Raw genomic sequence first — 13,737 nt, 5'->3', positions numbered from 1 at the left:
TCAAACAGATCAGGTGGCTGTCCCTATGGACGATCAGAACAAGAACCTCATTCTTGCAACGGCACTCAGTTTCATTGTTATTCTGGTGTGGTTTGTTCTTTTCCCCCCACCAGAACCTGAAGTGCCGCTCGATACGTTGCCGGCGGAGCAAGCCACAAACTCCAACGGGACAGCAATCCCGGCCGCGCCGGAATCGACCGCCGCAGCGCCGCTCAGTACGCCCACACAATCGACCGACACGTCACTTGAGAATGCGCCTCGCGTCCCAATAGAAACGTCACGCATCACGGGTTCGATCTCCCTGGTGGGAGGACGTATCGATGATCTGAAACTCAAGGATTATCAGACCACGCTGGCCGAAGATGCCACCATCGTCACGATGTTGTCTCCTCAAGGCACCAATGACGCTTATTATGCGTTGCAAGGCTGGGCTGCCGGCGCTGGGATCGAACCTTCCGCCGTACCCGGGCCCGAAACGGAATGGTCCTTGAGCGCGGGCGAAACTCTTGGCCTTGACCAGCCAATTACATTGACATGGGATAACGATGCCGGGCAGGTGTTTTCGCGCACCATATCGGTTGATGACAACTATATGTTTTCGCTCACACAATCTGTTGCGAACGCGGGTGACGCGGCGATCAGCGTGGCCCCCTATGGCATGATCGTTCAGCATACCACACCAGATGATCTTGAGAACTTTTTCATCCTTCACGAAGGCGCCGTTGCAATAGCCAATGAAGAATTGACAGAGACCGATTGGGATGAGATCGCAGAGGCCGAAATGGACCCAAAGTGGGGTCGTCAGGCAATTGTGAAAGAAGACGTCACTTCAGGCTGGATTGGCTTTACCGATCACTTCTGGCAGGCAATTCTGATACCGCTGGCAGGCCAGACATTCGATCAGGCTCTCACCTATGATGCGCGAACGGACGTTTACCGCGCCGTCACGCGTATGCCGACCCAAACCATCGAAAGCGGGTCTTCCTTCGAGATCACCACACAGCTCTTTGCAGGTGCAAAGGAATGGGCAATGCTGCGTGAATACGAATCCACCGGTGTGCCAAAATTCATCGATAGCATCGACTGGGGCTGGTTCTTTTTCCTGACAAAACCAATTTTCTGGCTGCTGCATGAGTTGAACAAACTTATTGGCAACATGGGCTGGGCGATCATCGGTTTGACGCTGATCATCAAGGCTATTCTTTTCCCATTGGCTTATAAATCCTACGTTTCCATGGCGAAAATGAAAGAGCTTCAGCCGCAAATGGAAAAACTGAAGGAAGAGGCTGGCGACGATCGTCAAAAAATGCAGCAGGGCATGATGGAGCTGTACAAGCGGGAAAAAGTAAACCCGGCGGCTGGATGTCTGCCGATCCTGTTGCAAATCCCAATCTTTTTCTCACTCTATAAAGTGATCTTTGTGACCATTGAATTGCGTCACGCCCCCTTCTTTGGCCCGTTTCAGGATCTTAGCGCGCCGGATCCGACATCCCTGATGAACTTTTTTGGGTTGCTCCCGCTCAATGGGCCCGAACCAGGATCGATCATGGCGCTGATCTTCATTGGTATCTTGCCGCTTTTGCTCGGCATCTCGATGTGGTTGCAACAAAAGCTGAACCCGGCGCCCACGGATCCGACGCAGCAGATGATTTTCGCATGGATGCCGTGGGTGTTCATGTTCATGCTGGGTAGTTTTGCAAGCGGACTCGTAGTCTACTGGATTGCAAACAATACGATCACATTCACACAGCAATATTTGATCATGCGCAGCCAGGGATACAAGCCGGACGTGTTCGGGAATATCAAAGGCGGTTTCGCTAAAAAATCCAAACCGGACCCGGACGGATGAAAATCACTCATATCCTGCGCCATCCCCTCAAAAGCCATGGCCGGGAAGCGCTTGACGCAGTTGTGTTGAGCCCGGCACACGCCATGCCTTATGATCGGCTTTGGGCTGTGGCGCATGATGCGTCCAAAGCTGATGGCAGCGCTTGGGCGCCTTGTGCAAATTTCAGCCGTGGTTCAAAAGCGCCGGGATTGCTGGCGATTTCCTCCCGATTGGATGAGGAACGGGAAATCCTAAGCCTGTCTCATCCCGACCTTCCGGATCTGAGCTTTCATCCGGACACGGAGGCGGATAAGCTCATTGAATGGGTTATGCCTCTTGTGCCGCAGGACCGTGCCCTGCCCGACCGGATCATACGACTTGATAATCGCGGCTTCACAGACAGCGATTTTCCCTCCGTGACCCTGTGCAATCTGGCGTCGCACAAATCCGTAGAAGAACAGATGGGGCAAGACCTCTCAATCCACCGTTGGCGCGGCAATGTCTGGTTTGATGGTGCCGAACCTTGGGTGGAATTTGACTGGATGGGTCGCGATGTCCGCATCGGCGAGTGCATCTTGCGCGTGCGGGAACGGACGGATCGGTGCCTTGCGACCACGGCGAATCCCGAGACCGGCGAACGCGATGCCGACACGCTTGGCGCTTTGAAACACTGGGGTCATCAGGATTTCAGCGTGCGCGCAGAAGTGATCAAGGGCGGAAACATCGCACTTGGTGATCCCATCGAGGTCCTGTGATGCAACTGCCCTTCCCCGTTGTTGAAGAACCTGATGCCATAACGGCTGAAAAGGGACGGTTGCTTTTTGCAGGCGAGACCGACTTCGTCAAAGGTGTGGTTGCGATGTCCGGTTTGCCAGACCCAGACCGGATGGAAGTTTGTTTTGCCGGGCGTTCCAATGTCGGCAAATCTTCCCTGATCAATGCCTTGACCGGCCGCAAGGGTTTGGCGCGCGCCTCAAACACGCCGGGCCGGACGCAGGAGATCAATTTTTTCACCGCTGGCGATGCGCATTATCTGGTGGATTTGCCCGGCTATGGCTATGCCAATGCCCCCCTCGCGGTAGTTGAAAAATGGCAACGTCTGCTGAAACAGTATTTGTCCGGTCGCCAGACCCTGCGCCGTGCCTTCGTGCTGATTGATGCGCGTCACGGCGTCAAAAAAGTGGATAGCGAAATTCTCAGCCTTCTCGACAGTGCTGCCGTTACGTTTCAGGTCGTGCTTACAAAGGCGGACAAGGTCAAAGAGGTTGAACGCGCCAAAGTGCTCGATCAGGTGCGCGGTGCTTTGGCAAAACACCCCGCAGCCTTTCCCGAGATTGTGGTCACCTCCAGCGAGAAAGGCTGGGGCATTCCCACCCTGCGCGCGATCATCGCCACATTGGAATAGGCGGGCGGCTTGCACCCCGGCGCGCCTGCGCTCATAACCACAGGGATCAAGGCCCAAAGATGAAGACGCAAGATATGAACCGCGATTGGATTGCCACCGCCAGCACCCTCAACAAGGCACTGCCGTACCTGCAACGCTATGCCGATGCGACCGTTGTCATTAAGCTCGGCGGTCATGCCATGGGCAGTGATGAGGCCATGGATGAGTTCGCGCGCGATGTTGTGCTAATGCGCCAGGTTGGGGTGAATCCGGTTATCGTGCATGGCGGCGGACCGATGATCAATGCGATGCTCGACAAGTTGCAGATCACGTCGGAGTTTGTGAACGGAAAACGCGTCACCGATGCGGCCACCATGGAGGTGGTTGAAATGGTGTTGAGCGGTCTGGTGAACAAACGCATCGTACAGGCGATCAACGTTCAGGGCGGGCGCGCTGTGGGCCTTTCAGGCAAGGATGGCGGCTTGATCACCTGTTCGCAGACCGATCCGGAGTTGGGCTTTGTTGGCACGCCAGATGTGGTAAATCCCCGGCTTTTGCGGGATTTGACGGACAAGGAATACATCCCGGTCATCGCGCCCTTGGGCATGGGCCATACCGGGGAGACCTTCAACATCAATGGCGATACCGCCGCAGGGGCCGTTGCGGCTGCGCTGAAGGCGGATCGCCTGTTGCTGCTCACGGATGTTGCAGGCGTCAAGAACACCGCTGGCGAGGTGGTCACTGAACTCAGTGCGGGCCAGATCCGCGATATGACAGCGGACGGCACCATTGCGGGCGGCATGATACCAAAGACCGAAACGGCATTGGACGCCATCGCGGGCGGTGTCCGGGCAGCGGTCATTCTGGATGGGCGCGCGCCCAACGCCTGCCTGTTGGAGTTGTTTACCGAACATGGTGCCGGCTCGATCATTCGCGCAGACTGACGCAGATGTGTCATGCTGTCGCTTGGAGCGCGCGGCACTCTGCATTACATGTACCTCATGGAAAACGAAACCCTCATCCGCCTGGGCATTTTTCTCGGCCTGTTTGCGCTTCTGGCGACGGTGGAAGCCCTCGCGCCGCGCCGGGTGCGCAGCCAATCTCGTAGCCACCGTTGGGTCACGAACTGGGGCATTACCCTTGCAAATACCTTGACGCTGCGGGCGATTGCCTTCGCCCTGCCCCTGCTGGCGGTCGGCGCTGCGCTTGATGCAAACGCGCAAGGCTGGGGGCTGTTTAACGCCCTTGGCTGGCCGGTATGGTTGGAATTCATCCTTGCCATCCTGATTTTCGATTTCGCGATCTGGCTGCAACATCTGATCACCCATAAGGTGCCGCTTTTGTGGCGGTTGCACCAAGTCCATCACGCCGATGTGGATATGGATGTGACCACCGCCATTCGCTTTCATCCGGTTGAGATAGCTTTGTCGATGCTGTTGAAAATCGGGCTGGTGTATCTGTTGGGGCCTGCCGCGCTGGCCGTTATCGTCTTTGAGATCATGCTCAATGGCACCGCGATGTTCAATCACGCCAACATCCGCCTGCCGCTTTGGCTTGACGCGATTGTGCGGCGCGTTCTGGTCACGCCCGATATGCACCGTGTGCACCATTCCGTGCACCGCGCAGAACATGACAGCAACTATGGTTTTGCCCTCTCGATCTGGGATCAGATGTTCGGCACATATATCGCGCAGCCCAAAGCGGGCCATGACGAAATGCAGGTCGGCCTGCAATGGCAGGACGATCGTCCCAGTCGGCTGGGCTGGTCGCTGTCCTTGCCCTTTTCGCGCAAATGATACTGGAGACGGTTACGGCACAGATCACACCCTCCGGGCTGTTTGTCATGGGGGCACTTCATGAAGGCGCGGGAACGCTGGTGTTGCTGGGGGCTGATCGCGGGTGCTGGCCGAACTTCAAACGGGCACGGGAGTACCGCGACGGTCGACCCGATCCCCTTGACCGGTGGTCCAAACGGATCATTGGCGCCGTTGCGCGCGAGACGGGTGCGAAAGATACATATCCTTCTGACGGGCCGCCCTATGCGCCCTTCATCAGTTGGGCTATGCAGACTGGGCGATTTTTTCAGAGCCCCACCGGGATGATGGTGCATGATACGGCTGGCCTGATGATTTCGATCCGTGGGGCGTTGCATTTTGACACGCGCTTGGATCTTGAAACCCCCGAGCGAGTGAACCCATGTGACAGCTGCTTTGAGAAGCCCTGCATATCGGCCTGTCCGGTCGGGGCACTGTCCGCGACGCAGGACTATGATGTTCCGGCGTGCAAATCATATCTGGACACTGACCCGGGACAGGATTGCATGACCAAAGGATGCAAAACCCGCCGCGCCTGTCCAGTTTCCATCGCGTTTGAACGCGCACCCGAACAATCCGCCTTTCATATGATCTCTTTCAAAGGATGACCCCATGCGCCGCCTGATCCTGATGCGCCACGCGAAATCTGACTGGGGTGCAGGTCTGGAGGATCACGAACGCCCCCTGAACAAGCGGGGAAAGGCGTCAGCAGCAGCGCTCGGGGGGTGGCTACGGCGTCACGCAATTGTGCCGGATTGCGTATTGTGTTCCTCTGCGGAGCGGACGGGGCAAACCTTGTTTGGCTTAAGACTGCCCGAAGCCGTACCGATGACGTTCACGAAAAACCTGTATCTGGCCGAGCCCGAAGAGATGTTGACGCTCTTGCGGCGGTGCGAACAGGCCTGCGTTTTGATGATCGGGCATAACCCCGGTATCGGCGAAATGGCGGCACGGCTGATGGATGATCCGCCAGAGCATACACGTTTCTTTGATTATCCGACCGGCGCGACCCTGATCGTCGATTTTAGTGTAGACAGCTGGAACGACATCGGCTGGCACAAAGGCCAGCCGATTGAATTCACCGTGCCACGCGATTTAGCGTAAGGTGGCCTGAAGCCCACCCTACGGGTTCAATGGCCGAGAATCTGGCTCAGGAACAACTGTGTGCGTGGTGATTGCGGGTTGTTGAAGAAGGCTTCCGGCTCGTTCTGTTCAACGATTTGTCCTGCATCCATAAAGATCACGCGGTTGGCCACCTGACGGGCAAAGCCCATCTCATGGGTCACGCAGAGCATCGTCATACCCTCCTCCGCGAGCTCGATCATGGTGTCGAGCACCTCCTTGATCATCTCCGGATCCAGCGCGGATGTCGGCTCATCAAACAGCATGATCCGGGGCCTCATGCAGAGCGAACGCGCAATCGCCACCCGCTGCTGTTGCCCCCCGGACAGTTGACCCGGATACTTCATCGCCTGATCGGGGATTTTCACCTTCTCCAGGAAATGCATCGCGGTTTCTTCGGCCTCTTTCTTGGGCGTCTTGCGCACCCAGATCGGGGCCAATGTACAGTTTTCCAGGATCGACAGATGCGGGAAGAGGTTGAAGTGCTGAAAGCACATGCCAACCTCTGAGCGGATCTTGTCAATGTTCTTGAGGTCAGAGGACAGCAGCGTGCCATCCACTTCAATGGACCCCTGCTGGTGTTCTTCGAGCGCGTTGATGCAGCGGATGAGCGTCGATTTGCCGGACCCAGATGGGCCGCAGATCACGATGCGTTCGCCGCGATTAACCGTCAGGTCGATGTCGCGCAGCACGTGGAAGGTGCCGTACCATTTGTTCATCTTGCTGATGGTGATGGCGATCTCGTCAGAGACCTGCATTTGTGTTGCTTGTTCAGCCATTGTTGCGGCCTTTCTTGTTGAACCCTGTTACGATCAAAACGTCAGCGGGTGTTAGCGATGGTCGGTCGCGAGGCGACGTTCCAGCCATTGTGAGTATTGCGAAATACCATAGCAGGTGACGAAGAAGAGCAAGGCTGCAAAACCCAACAGTTCCCAGTAGACACCGTTCCATTCGGTAGACGCCAGGATCGGCCCCCGGATCATCCCCAAAACGTCGAACATCGAAATGACCGACACCAGCGTTGTATCCTTGAACAGACCCACCGCAATGTTGACGATACCCGGGATCGAAATCTTCAGTGCCTGCGGCAGAATGATCAGACGCGTGGCCTGCGCATAATCCAGCCCCAGACTGTCCGCCCCCTCATATTGCCCTTTGGGCAAGGCTGCGAGGCCGCCCCGGATCACTTCGGCAATATAGGCCGCCGAGAACATGGTGATCATGATCACCACGCGCAGGAACAGATCCACAGTGGAGTCCGGCGGGAAGAAATAGGCCAGCATGACGCTTGCTACGAACAACAGTGTGATCAGTGGCACACCCCGGATGAACTCGATGAAAACCACGCAGACCAGCTTGATCAGCGGCATGGAGGACTGACGTCCCAATGCGAGGGCAATTCCGATGGGGATCGACAAGGACACACAGGTCACCCCCAGCATCATGTTCAGCATGAACCCGCCCAGATCCCGCGAGGGGACCGCGCGCAGCATGGCGTTGTCCGACGCGCCTTCCGGGATCAGTAAGCCACCGACTTGCCAGATCACGAGAGCTGCGGCGATACCGCCAAAGAAGCCCGCCGCAAAGCTGCCCGCGACAAAACGCTGATAGACCGCAAAGCCACCCATAACGCCAACAAGTGCCAGAAGTGGCACAAAGATCGTGCCGCCCCAGATCAGATAGAAGGCGATGAACGGATAGAGCGCCGTAAAGGCCAGCAGCTTGCGCGGCAGGTCGAAAAACAGCACCGGTGCGACAGCCACGAACAAGAGCACGAAGGCCAGTGAGGGGCGCCAGTACAGATCAGACGGATATTTAAATCCAAAGATCAGCTGAGGCCAGCGTTCGGTCAGCACCGCGAAACAGGCCCCCGTTGCCCCGTCGAGAATCTCGCGACACTCAGAGAGGCTGTTGGCGTTCCAGACACCGTTCAGAATCCACGGCACAGAGGGCGTCAGGATCAGATAGATGAAATAGGCCGCCACAATGGTCAGCAGGGTATTGGCCGGAGTCGCGAAAAGGTTCTCGCGCATCCATTTGACCGGGCCCGTCGCCGCATAGGGGGGGGCTTGTTCGGGGATTTCTTCTGTGCGCACGAAGGCGACGGAATGAGCATGTGTATCTGACATGGATCAGCGCTCCTTCAGCTTAACAGAATTGTTGTAGACGTTCATGATCGCAGAAATCGACAATGAGATCGTGAGATAGAACAACATCAGCAACAGGACGCATTCGATCGCGCGGCCCGTCTGGTTCAGCGTGATGCCCCCCAGCGTCGCGGTAACGTCCGCATAACCCACAGCAATCGCGAGGGAAGAGTTCTTGGTGATGTTCAGGTATTGAGAGATCAGCGGCGGGATGATTACCCGCAAGGCCTGTGGCAAAACCACCAGGTTCATCACCCGACCGGGGCGAAGACCCAAAGCGGAGGCGGCCTCGGTCTGGCCTCTGCTCACGGCCTGAATGCCTGCTCGCACGTTTTCTGCGATGAAAGCCCCGGTGTAGATCGACAAGGCGAACCACAGGGCAATCAGCGGTGCACCAACCTGAATGCCGCCACTGAAATTGAACCCGCCCAATACTGGATAGTCCAGGCTGATCGGACGACCGAGCACGAAGAAAACCAGCAAAGACGGTACAAAGAGGATCGCAAGGCTCGGCCAACCTGTCGGCAACAACTTACCCGTTGCATAGAGCAGGTTCGTGGCATAGCGGCGATAGGCAAAGACACCGACAATGGACGCAATGAAGGTCAATACCACGACCATGGACCCCGGACCCCAGACCGGCGCGGGCAGATAAACCCCCCGGTTGGTAAAGGCGATGGACCCCAGCAGCATTGTGGCCTCAGGCTCGTCGCCTCTAAAGGCGCGCGGCGCCGGCATAACGGCCGTCATGATGGTGAAAATGATGATGATCCAGATCAGAACTGGAATATTGCGGAAAATTTCCACGTAGAAAGACATCAATTTCGACACAAGCCAGTTATTGGACAATCTCAGAACACCCGCGAGAACGCCAAAAACTGTTGCCGTGACACAAGCCAGAAAAGCGACCAGCAGGGTGTTCAGAATACCTACAACAGCGGCGCGCGCATTGGAGGACTGGCTGTCATATTCGATCAGGGTCTGGTTGATGTCATACCCGGCCGGCGAGCCTAGAAAATCATAGGCGATATTGAGGCCGGCGGCGGCGAGATTTGTTAAAAGGTTATTTGCCAAATAGGCAAAAGAGACAATCAGCACCAGCAGCGCAATCGCCTGGAATGTCAGCGAACGATACCGCGTATCGTTGATCAACATAGACAGGCGGAACGACGCCCGTGGTGGGTCGGTCAGTGTCGTCATTGAAATTTTCCCCGTGGTTCCGACCTTGATTTTAACGGGCACTTTGCGCGCCTCGGTGGTCGGGTCGTCGTATTATGGGTCGTCAAATGCATGGTCGTTAAAAGCGAAGGGCGCAGGAGATACCTGCGCCCTTGGCCGTTTGGATTTTAGCGGAAAGGCGGCGAGTAGATCAGGCCACCGTTTGTCCACTGGGCGTTGAGCCCGCGTGCCAGCCCGATTGGCGTTTCTTCACCGATGTTCTTGGCAAAGACTTCACCGAAGTTACCTTCAGCGGCAATCGCGCGCTTGGACCATTCAGCGTCCAGACCGAGCATTTCGCCCAGCGTGCCTTCGGTTCCGAGCAAACGTGCAACTTCGGGGTTGGCTGTATTGGCTGCCATTTCATTGACGTTGGCCGATGTCACGCCCAGCTCTTCAGCTGTGATCAGCGCGTTCAATGTCCAGCGTACAACATCTGCCCATTCGTCATCGCCGTGGCGCACGAGCGGACCCAGCGGCTCTTTGGAGATGATTTCTGGCAGCAACACGTGATCAGCGGGGTTTTCGAATGTGGCACGTGTGGAGGCCAGACCCGAAGCGTCCGTGGTGTATGTGTCACAAGCACCGGCCAGGTATTGCTGCTGGCCTTCGGCGTTTGTTTCGATTGGCACAGGCTCATAGCTGATGTTGTTGGCGCGGAAGAAATCCGCAAGGTTCAGCTCGGTTGTTGTACCTGTCTGGATACAGACCGTGGCACCGTCCAGCTCTTTGGCTGAGGACACGCCGAGATCTTTTGGCACCATGAAGCCTTGGCCGTCATAGTAATTTACGCCCACGAAAGTGAACTTCAGATCGACATCGCGGCTGAAGGTCCATGTGGTGTTACGAGCCAGCATGTCGATTTCGCCGGAGGCCAGAGCCGTGAAACGTGTTTTACCCGTTGTCGGGACAAATTCGACCGCATTCGGATCGCTCAGCACGGCGGCTGCAACAGCGCGGCATACCGCAACGTCAAAGCCTTTCCATTCGCCGTTGGCGTCTGGTGCCGCAAAGCCCACAAGACCTGTGGTCACACCACAGTTAAGTTTGCCGCGTGCTTGCACGTCTTCCAGCGTACCGGCAGCAGCCGCACCAGCTGCAAGACCAGCAATGGTGAGCGCGCCGAGAACTATAGATTTTTTCATTTTTACCTCTTCCTGATTTTCCGCCGTTTTTGACGGGTCGTCCGGTTTATTTTCAACCGAAGTCTGTATTGGATTAACACTGTCCAAGTGGGCGTCATACTGGGCGGATTCAAGCAATAACGTCAAGGGTTGGACGTCTAAAATCGCGGCCTCCCTTACGTTAGGTCCCGTATTGCGCGAGAAGACAGCTAAGAATCAGGCGTTGAGAGGTCAAAAACTGCTTTTGCATGCTCAAAAGCTCTTTGTTTCACAGCCGCTGCAGCTTCTGCTTCGTCATCCGCGCCCCATTGTTCGGCCTGCCAGATTTCATCCAGACGGGAAATATCCCAGATGGCCTTTGTTTCCTGAACATTCTGTGTTGCGGCAAATGCGAGAATCAGCGAGCCGGACAGACTCACAAGGTCATGAAAGGCGGCCAGCTGGAACGCGCTGAGGGCATGAACCCGCTCGGACAGCCGTGTCAGAACCGGGCCGTCCTGAGCGATATGCATGACGCCGGAACGGGCCTGTAATCGCGCGCCCAAAGTCTGTTCGGCCCAGTCCAGAAACGGATCCCACTGCGCGTTTTGACGTGCCACCAGTTCGACAGGTTGTTCGGCGCGATAACACAAAAGGTCGCTGTCCCCGTAGGCCGCCAACATGTCCGCAACCTCGCCGTGCTGCACCGCGACCTTGTCCAGTGCTGCATTGGCGGTTTGTGTAAAAGGCATCGACATCGGGTTGATCTGGTCGATCTGGGCGTCCCATTCTGCCGCGATAGCTTGCGCAAATCCGCGGCTGGGTACCAGAAGCGCGCGTTTGGCCGGGGTTTTCACCGCCCGCCCGTCCAAAGCGATGCCAAACCCGTGCTCGCCCGGCACAACCGCTGCCGATTTCCAGAATCTCTTGGCCTTCCATTCGCTCATGTGCCAGACCGCCAGACCGCATCCAGCGCGCCATCAAGTTCGGAAAAATCACTCAGGATCATGCTTGCCGCGCGCAGGGCCGTTACCGGGTGATATCCCCAATCCACGCCCAGACCGTGCACGCCCGCCGCTGCCGCCATTTCCATATCAAAACTGGTGTCACCGATCATGACCGTTTGATCCGGGTCTGCCCCGGCCTCAGACATGGCCTGATGGATCATCGAGGGGTGAGGTTTTGAGGGGTGGAAATCAGCGACCTGCTGGGTCACGAACACGCCTTCCAGCGCATGTCCTTCGATCAGTTTGTCCAAACCACGTTTCGACTTCCCGGTCGCCACACCCAAAATGATATCCTCGCGCGCGCGCATGCGCATCAGCGCGTCACGCGCCCCGGGATAAAGCGGCGAAGATTGCGCCGCGCCTGTCTTGGCACGCAGATCCATGTAAGCGTCCTTGTAGGCCTGAACCATGCGTTCATGATCCGCGCCCGGGGCCAGTCGCGCCATGGCCACGTCCAGCGACAGGCCGACGATGCCCAAGATCTGCGCGCGCTCTGGTGCGGGCAGGTTTACGCTATCAAACGCACGCCCCATCGCTGCCAGAATATCGGCCTGACTGTCGACCAGCGTGCCGTCCACGTCGAAAATCACCAGCCTCATTCAAGCGCCTCAAACGGGTCTTCTGCCGCGAGGTCTTCGGTCCAGCCAAAGGTGTCCCAGCTTTGCGCCATGTGATCGGGCATCGGCGCGGTCACGGTGATCATCTTGCGGGTCTCGGGATGCTCAAAGCGCATCATGCGCGCGTGCAGGTGGAGTTTCTTGGAAATGATCCCGCCCAGTTGCGCGCCCCAGCCATCGCCCATGTTTTCCTGACCTGATCCGCCGTATTTGCCGTCCCCGATGATCGGGTGCCCAATCTCGGCCATATGCGCACGCAACTGATGCGTACGCCCGGTCACCGGTTCCATCGCGACCCATGCCGCGCGCGAGGCGACCCGGTACAATGTCGCATAGAGCGTATGGGCGCGTTTTGCGCCGTACGTGCTTTCAATGTCGCGCGGGTGCACGGCGATCATCTTTTCGCCCTCACCGCCACCGCCCCGGCCCGGTGCCTTGACCAATCCGTATTTAATTTCACCGAGGTAAGGCGTTGGCACACCGGCCACCAGCGCCCAGTAAATCTTGCGCGTTTCGCGGTGGCGCATCGCCGCTGTCAAGGCCTTGGCCGCCATCCGCGTGCGCGCAAGTAGCAACACACCGGATGTGTCCTTGTCGAGGCGATGCACAAGGCGCGGTTTTTCATCAAACCCGAATTTCAAAGCCTCAGACATGCCATCCACATGGCGCAATTGCTTGGAGCCTCCCTGGGTCGGCAATCCGGGCGGTTTGTTGAGCGCGATCACCTGATCGTCCCGGTAAATCACACAGGACTGGATCAGTTTCACATCTGCGTCCGAAACGCGCGCACGCGGTTCGGGTGCAGGCGCGGCCTCAGACGGCAACGGCGGGATACGCACCTGCTGGCCCACTTCCACACGCGTTGATCCTTTGACACGGCCCCCATCCACACGGATTTCGCCCTTGCGACACATCTTGTCGATGCGCCCCTGGCTGATCTGCGGGAATTGCTTGCGAAACCACCGATCCAGCCGTTGATCGCCGTCATCTTCCTGAATAGTCAGGGTCTGAACCCGGCTCATAGCATTATGCCTCGCATCACCCAAAGGCCCAGAAACAGACCCGCAATCGACAATCCAACAGACAGCGCCACATAGAGCCCCGCCATCCCGAAATTCCCCCGTTCCAGCAGCGTCACGGTCTCCAGCGAAAACGCCGAAAACGTGGTGAAGCCCCCCAGAAGCCCGGTCATGACAAAGGGGCTCAGATGCGTCAGCCCACGCTGCGCCGCCAGAACGACAAAGGCCCCCATCAGGAAGGAGCCCAGAACATTCACTGCGATGATCGCAACAGGCAATTCGGTGGGGCCAGCCACGCGCATGACCCCAAAGCCCCACAAAAAGCGCAAGGACGCACCAATCGCACCCCCCGCGGCCACCATGATCAGAGTTTTCATCATGCGCGGTCTGTCACGCACGCCCACGCAATTGTCAAGTTTGGCGCGCATCGCGGCCTTGCGTTAGCAGCTCATTTTTCCAATGACAATTTCCAATCCCG

General features: G+C 57.2%; 15 protein-coding genes. 7 read left to right on the top strand and 8 right to left on the bottom strand.

What is annotated here, in order from left to right; all coding sequences use genetic code 11:
- Positions 1-25: 25 nt before the first annotated feature.
- The 7 genes from yidC to R8G34_17735 are packed head-to-tail and all read left to right on the top strand — an operon-like array spanning position 26 to position 6,130.
- On the top strand, positions 26-1,849 hold the full coding sequence (gene yidC / locus R8G34_17765; protein MDW3224699.1) for a membrane protein insertase YidC: 1,824 nt from the start codon (positions 26-28) through the stop codon (positions 1,847-1,849).
- Positions 1,846-2,583 carry an MOSC domain-containing protein gene (locus tag R8G34_17760; GenBank protein ID MDW3224698.1) on the top strand — a complete coding sequence of 246 codons (738 nt, stop codon included), beginning with the start codon at positions 1,846-1,848 and terminating at the stop codon, positions 2,581-2,583. The genes yidC and R8G34_17760 overlap by 4 nt, the downstream gene beginning before the upstream one ends.
- A complete protein-coding gene (yihA, locus tag R8G34_17755; GenBank protein MDW3224697.1) occupies positions 2,583-3,233 on the top strand; it encodes a ribosome biogenesis GTP-binding protein YihA/YsxC in 651 nt (216 codons plus the stop codon). The genes R8G34_17760 and yihA overlap by 1 nt, the downstream gene beginning before the upstream one ends.
- A gap of 59 nt (positions 3,234-3,292) precedes the next feature.
- Positions 3,293-4,156 (top strand): acetylglutamate kinase, encoded by an 864-nt coding sequence (gene argB / locus R8G34_17750; protein ID MDW3224696.1) that lies wholly within the window; start codon positions 3,293-3,295, stop codon positions 4,154-4,156.
- Between the two features lie 57 nt (positions 4,157-4,213).
- Positions 4,214-5,008, top strand: coding sequence for a sterol desaturase family protein (locus R8G34_17745; GenBank protein MDW3224695.1), 795 nt, complete (start codon positions 4,214-4,216; stop codon positions 5,006-5,008).
- A complete protein-coding gene (locus R8G34_17740) occupies positions 5,005-5,634 on the top strand; it encodes a ferredoxin (protein ID MDW3224694.1) in 630 nt (209 codons plus the stop codon). Before R8G34_17745 ends, R8G34_17740 begins: the two co-directional genes overlap by 4 nt.
- Positions 5,635-5,638: 4 nt before the next feature.
- Positions 5,639-6,130, top strand: a complete 492-nt coding sequence (locus R8G34_17735) for a histidine phosphatase family protein (protein MDW3224693.1) — start codon at positions 5,639-5,641, stop codon at positions 6,128-6,130.
- Positions 6,131-6,156: 26 nt separating this feature from the next.
- Here the strand turns inward: R8G34_17735 and R8G34_17730 are convergent, their stop codons facing one another.
- From R8G34_17730 to crcB, 8 genes are all read right to left on the bottom strand, one after another.
- Entirely contained in the window at positions 6,157-6,927 is a 771-nt protein-coding gene (locus R8G34_17730; protein ID MDW3224692.1) for an amino acid ABC transporter ATP-binding protein, read from the bottom strand.
- A 51-nt stretch (positions 6,928-6,978) separates the two neighbouring features.
- Positions 6,979-8,277, bottom strand: a complete 1,299-nt coding sequence (locus tag R8G34_17725) for an amino acid ABC transporter permease (GenBank protein ID MDW3224691.1) — start codon at positions 8,275-8,277, stop codon at positions 6,979-6,981.
- Positions 8,278-8,280: 3 nt separating this feature from the next.
- Positions 8,281-9,495: an ABC transporter permease subunit gene (locus R8G34_17720; GenBank protein MDW3224690.1), complete on the bottom strand. Its 1,215-nt coding sequence runs from the start codon at positions 9,493-9,495 to the stop codon at positions 8,281-8,283.
- A 146-nt stretch (positions 9,496-9,641) separates the two neighbouring features.
- Positions 9,642-10,658, bottom strand: a complete 1,017-nt coding sequence (locus tag R8G34_17715) for an amino acid ABC transporter substrate-binding protein (protein MDW3224689.1) — start codon at positions 10,656-10,658, stop codon at positions 9,642-9,644.
- 188 nt (positions 10,659-10,846) lie between these two features.
- Positions 10,847-11,563, bottom strand: coding sequence for an ATP12 family protein (locus R8G34_17710; GenBank protein ID MDW3224688.1), 717 nt, complete (start codon positions 11,561-11,563; stop codon positions 10,847-10,849).
- Positions 11,560-12,222 carry an HAD-IA family hydrolase gene (locus R8G34_17705; protein ID MDW3224687.1) on the bottom strand — a complete coding sequence of 221 codons (663 nt, stop codon included), beginning with the start codon at positions 12,220-12,222 and terminating at the stop codon, positions 11,560-11,562. The genes R8G34_17710 and R8G34_17705 overlap by 4 nt, the downstream gene beginning before the upstream one ends.
- On the bottom strand, positions 12,219-13,262 hold the full coding sequence (locus R8G34_17700; GenBank protein ID MDW3224686.1) for an RluA family pseudouridine synthase: 1,044 nt from the start codon (positions 13,260-13,262) through the stop codon (positions 12,219-12,221). Before R8G34_17700 ends, R8G34_17705 begins: the two co-directional genes overlap by 4 nt.
- Positions 13,259-13,639, bottom strand: coding sequence for a fluoride efflux transporter CrcB (gene crcB, locus R8G34_17695; GenBank protein MDW3224685.1), 381 nt, complete (start codon positions 13,637-13,639; stop codon positions 13,259-13,261). The genes R8G34_17700 and crcB overlap by 4 nt, the downstream gene beginning before the upstream one ends.
- Positions 13,640-13,737: the final 98 nt, after the last annotated feature.

Source organism: Paracoccaceae bacterium, from assembly GCA_033344815.1.
Taxonomy (GTDB): Bacteria; Pseudomonadota; Alphaproteobacteria; order Rhodobacterales; family Rhodobacteraceae; genus Roseobacter.
This window is presented reverse-complemented; position numbering and strand designations above follow the sequence as displayed.

Excerpts from the sequence above, each read along its gene's own strand:
- R8G34_17700 (MDW3224686.1), bottom strand. The coding sequence starts at position 13,262 with ATGAGCCGGGTTCAGACCCTGACTATTCAGGAAGATGACGGCGATCAA.
- argB (MDW3224696.1), top strand. The coding sequence starts at position 3,293 with ATGAAGACGCAAGATATGAACCGCGATTGGATTGCCACCGCCAGCACC.
- R8G34_17735 (MDW3224693.1), top strand. The coding sequence starts at position 5,639 with ATGCGCCGCCTGATCCTGATGCGCCACGCGAAATCTGACTGGGGTGCA.
- R8G34_17710 (MDW3224688.1), bottom strand. The coding sequence starts at position 11,563 with ATGAGCGAATGGAAGGCCAAGAGATTCTGGAAATCGGCAGCGGTTGTG.
- R8G34_17725 (MDW3224691.1), bottom strand. The coding sequence starts at position 8,277 with ATGTCAGATACACATGCTCATTCCGTCGCCTTCGTGCGCACAGAAGAA.
- R8G34_17760 (MDW3224698.1), top strand. The coding sequence starts at position 1,846 with ATGAAAATCACTCATATCCTGCGCCATCCCCTCAAAAGCCATGGCCGG.
- R8G34_17705 (MDW3224687.1), bottom strand. The coding sequence starts at position 12,222 with ATGAGGCTGGTGATTTTCGACGTGGACGGCACGCTGGTCGACAGTCAG.
- crcB (MDW3224685.1), bottom strand. The coding sequence starts at position 13,639 with ATGATGAAAACTCTGATCATGGTGGCCGCGGGGGGTGCGATTGGTGCG.
- R8G34_17730 (MDW3224692.1), bottom strand. The coding sequence starts at position 6,927 with ATGGCTGAACAAGCAACACAAATGCAGGTCTCTGACGAGATCGCCATC.
- R8G34_17740 (MDW3224694.1), top strand. The coding sequence starts at position 5,005 with ATGATACTGGAGACGGTTACGGCACAGATCACACCCTCCGGGCTGTTT.
- yihA (MDW3224697.1), top strand. The coding sequence starts at position 2,583 with ATGCAACTGCCCTTCCCCGTTGTTGAAGAACCTGATGCCATAACGGCT.
- yidC (MDW3224699.1), top strand. The coding sequence starts at position 26 with ATGGACGATCAGAACAAGAACCTCATTCTTGCAACGGCACTCAGTTTC.
- R8G34_17715 (MDW3224689.1), bottom strand. The coding sequence starts at position 10,658 with ATGAAAAAATCTATAGTTCTCGGCGCGCTCACCATTGCTGGTCTTGCA.
- R8G34_17745 (MDW3224695.1), top strand. The coding sequence starts at position 4,214 with ATGGAAAACGAAACCCTCATCCGCCTGGGCATTTTTCTCGGCCTGTTT.
- R8G34_17720 (MDW3224690.1), bottom strand. The coding sequence starts at position 9,495 with ATGACGACACTGACCGACCCACCACGGGCGTCGTTCCGCCTGTCTATG.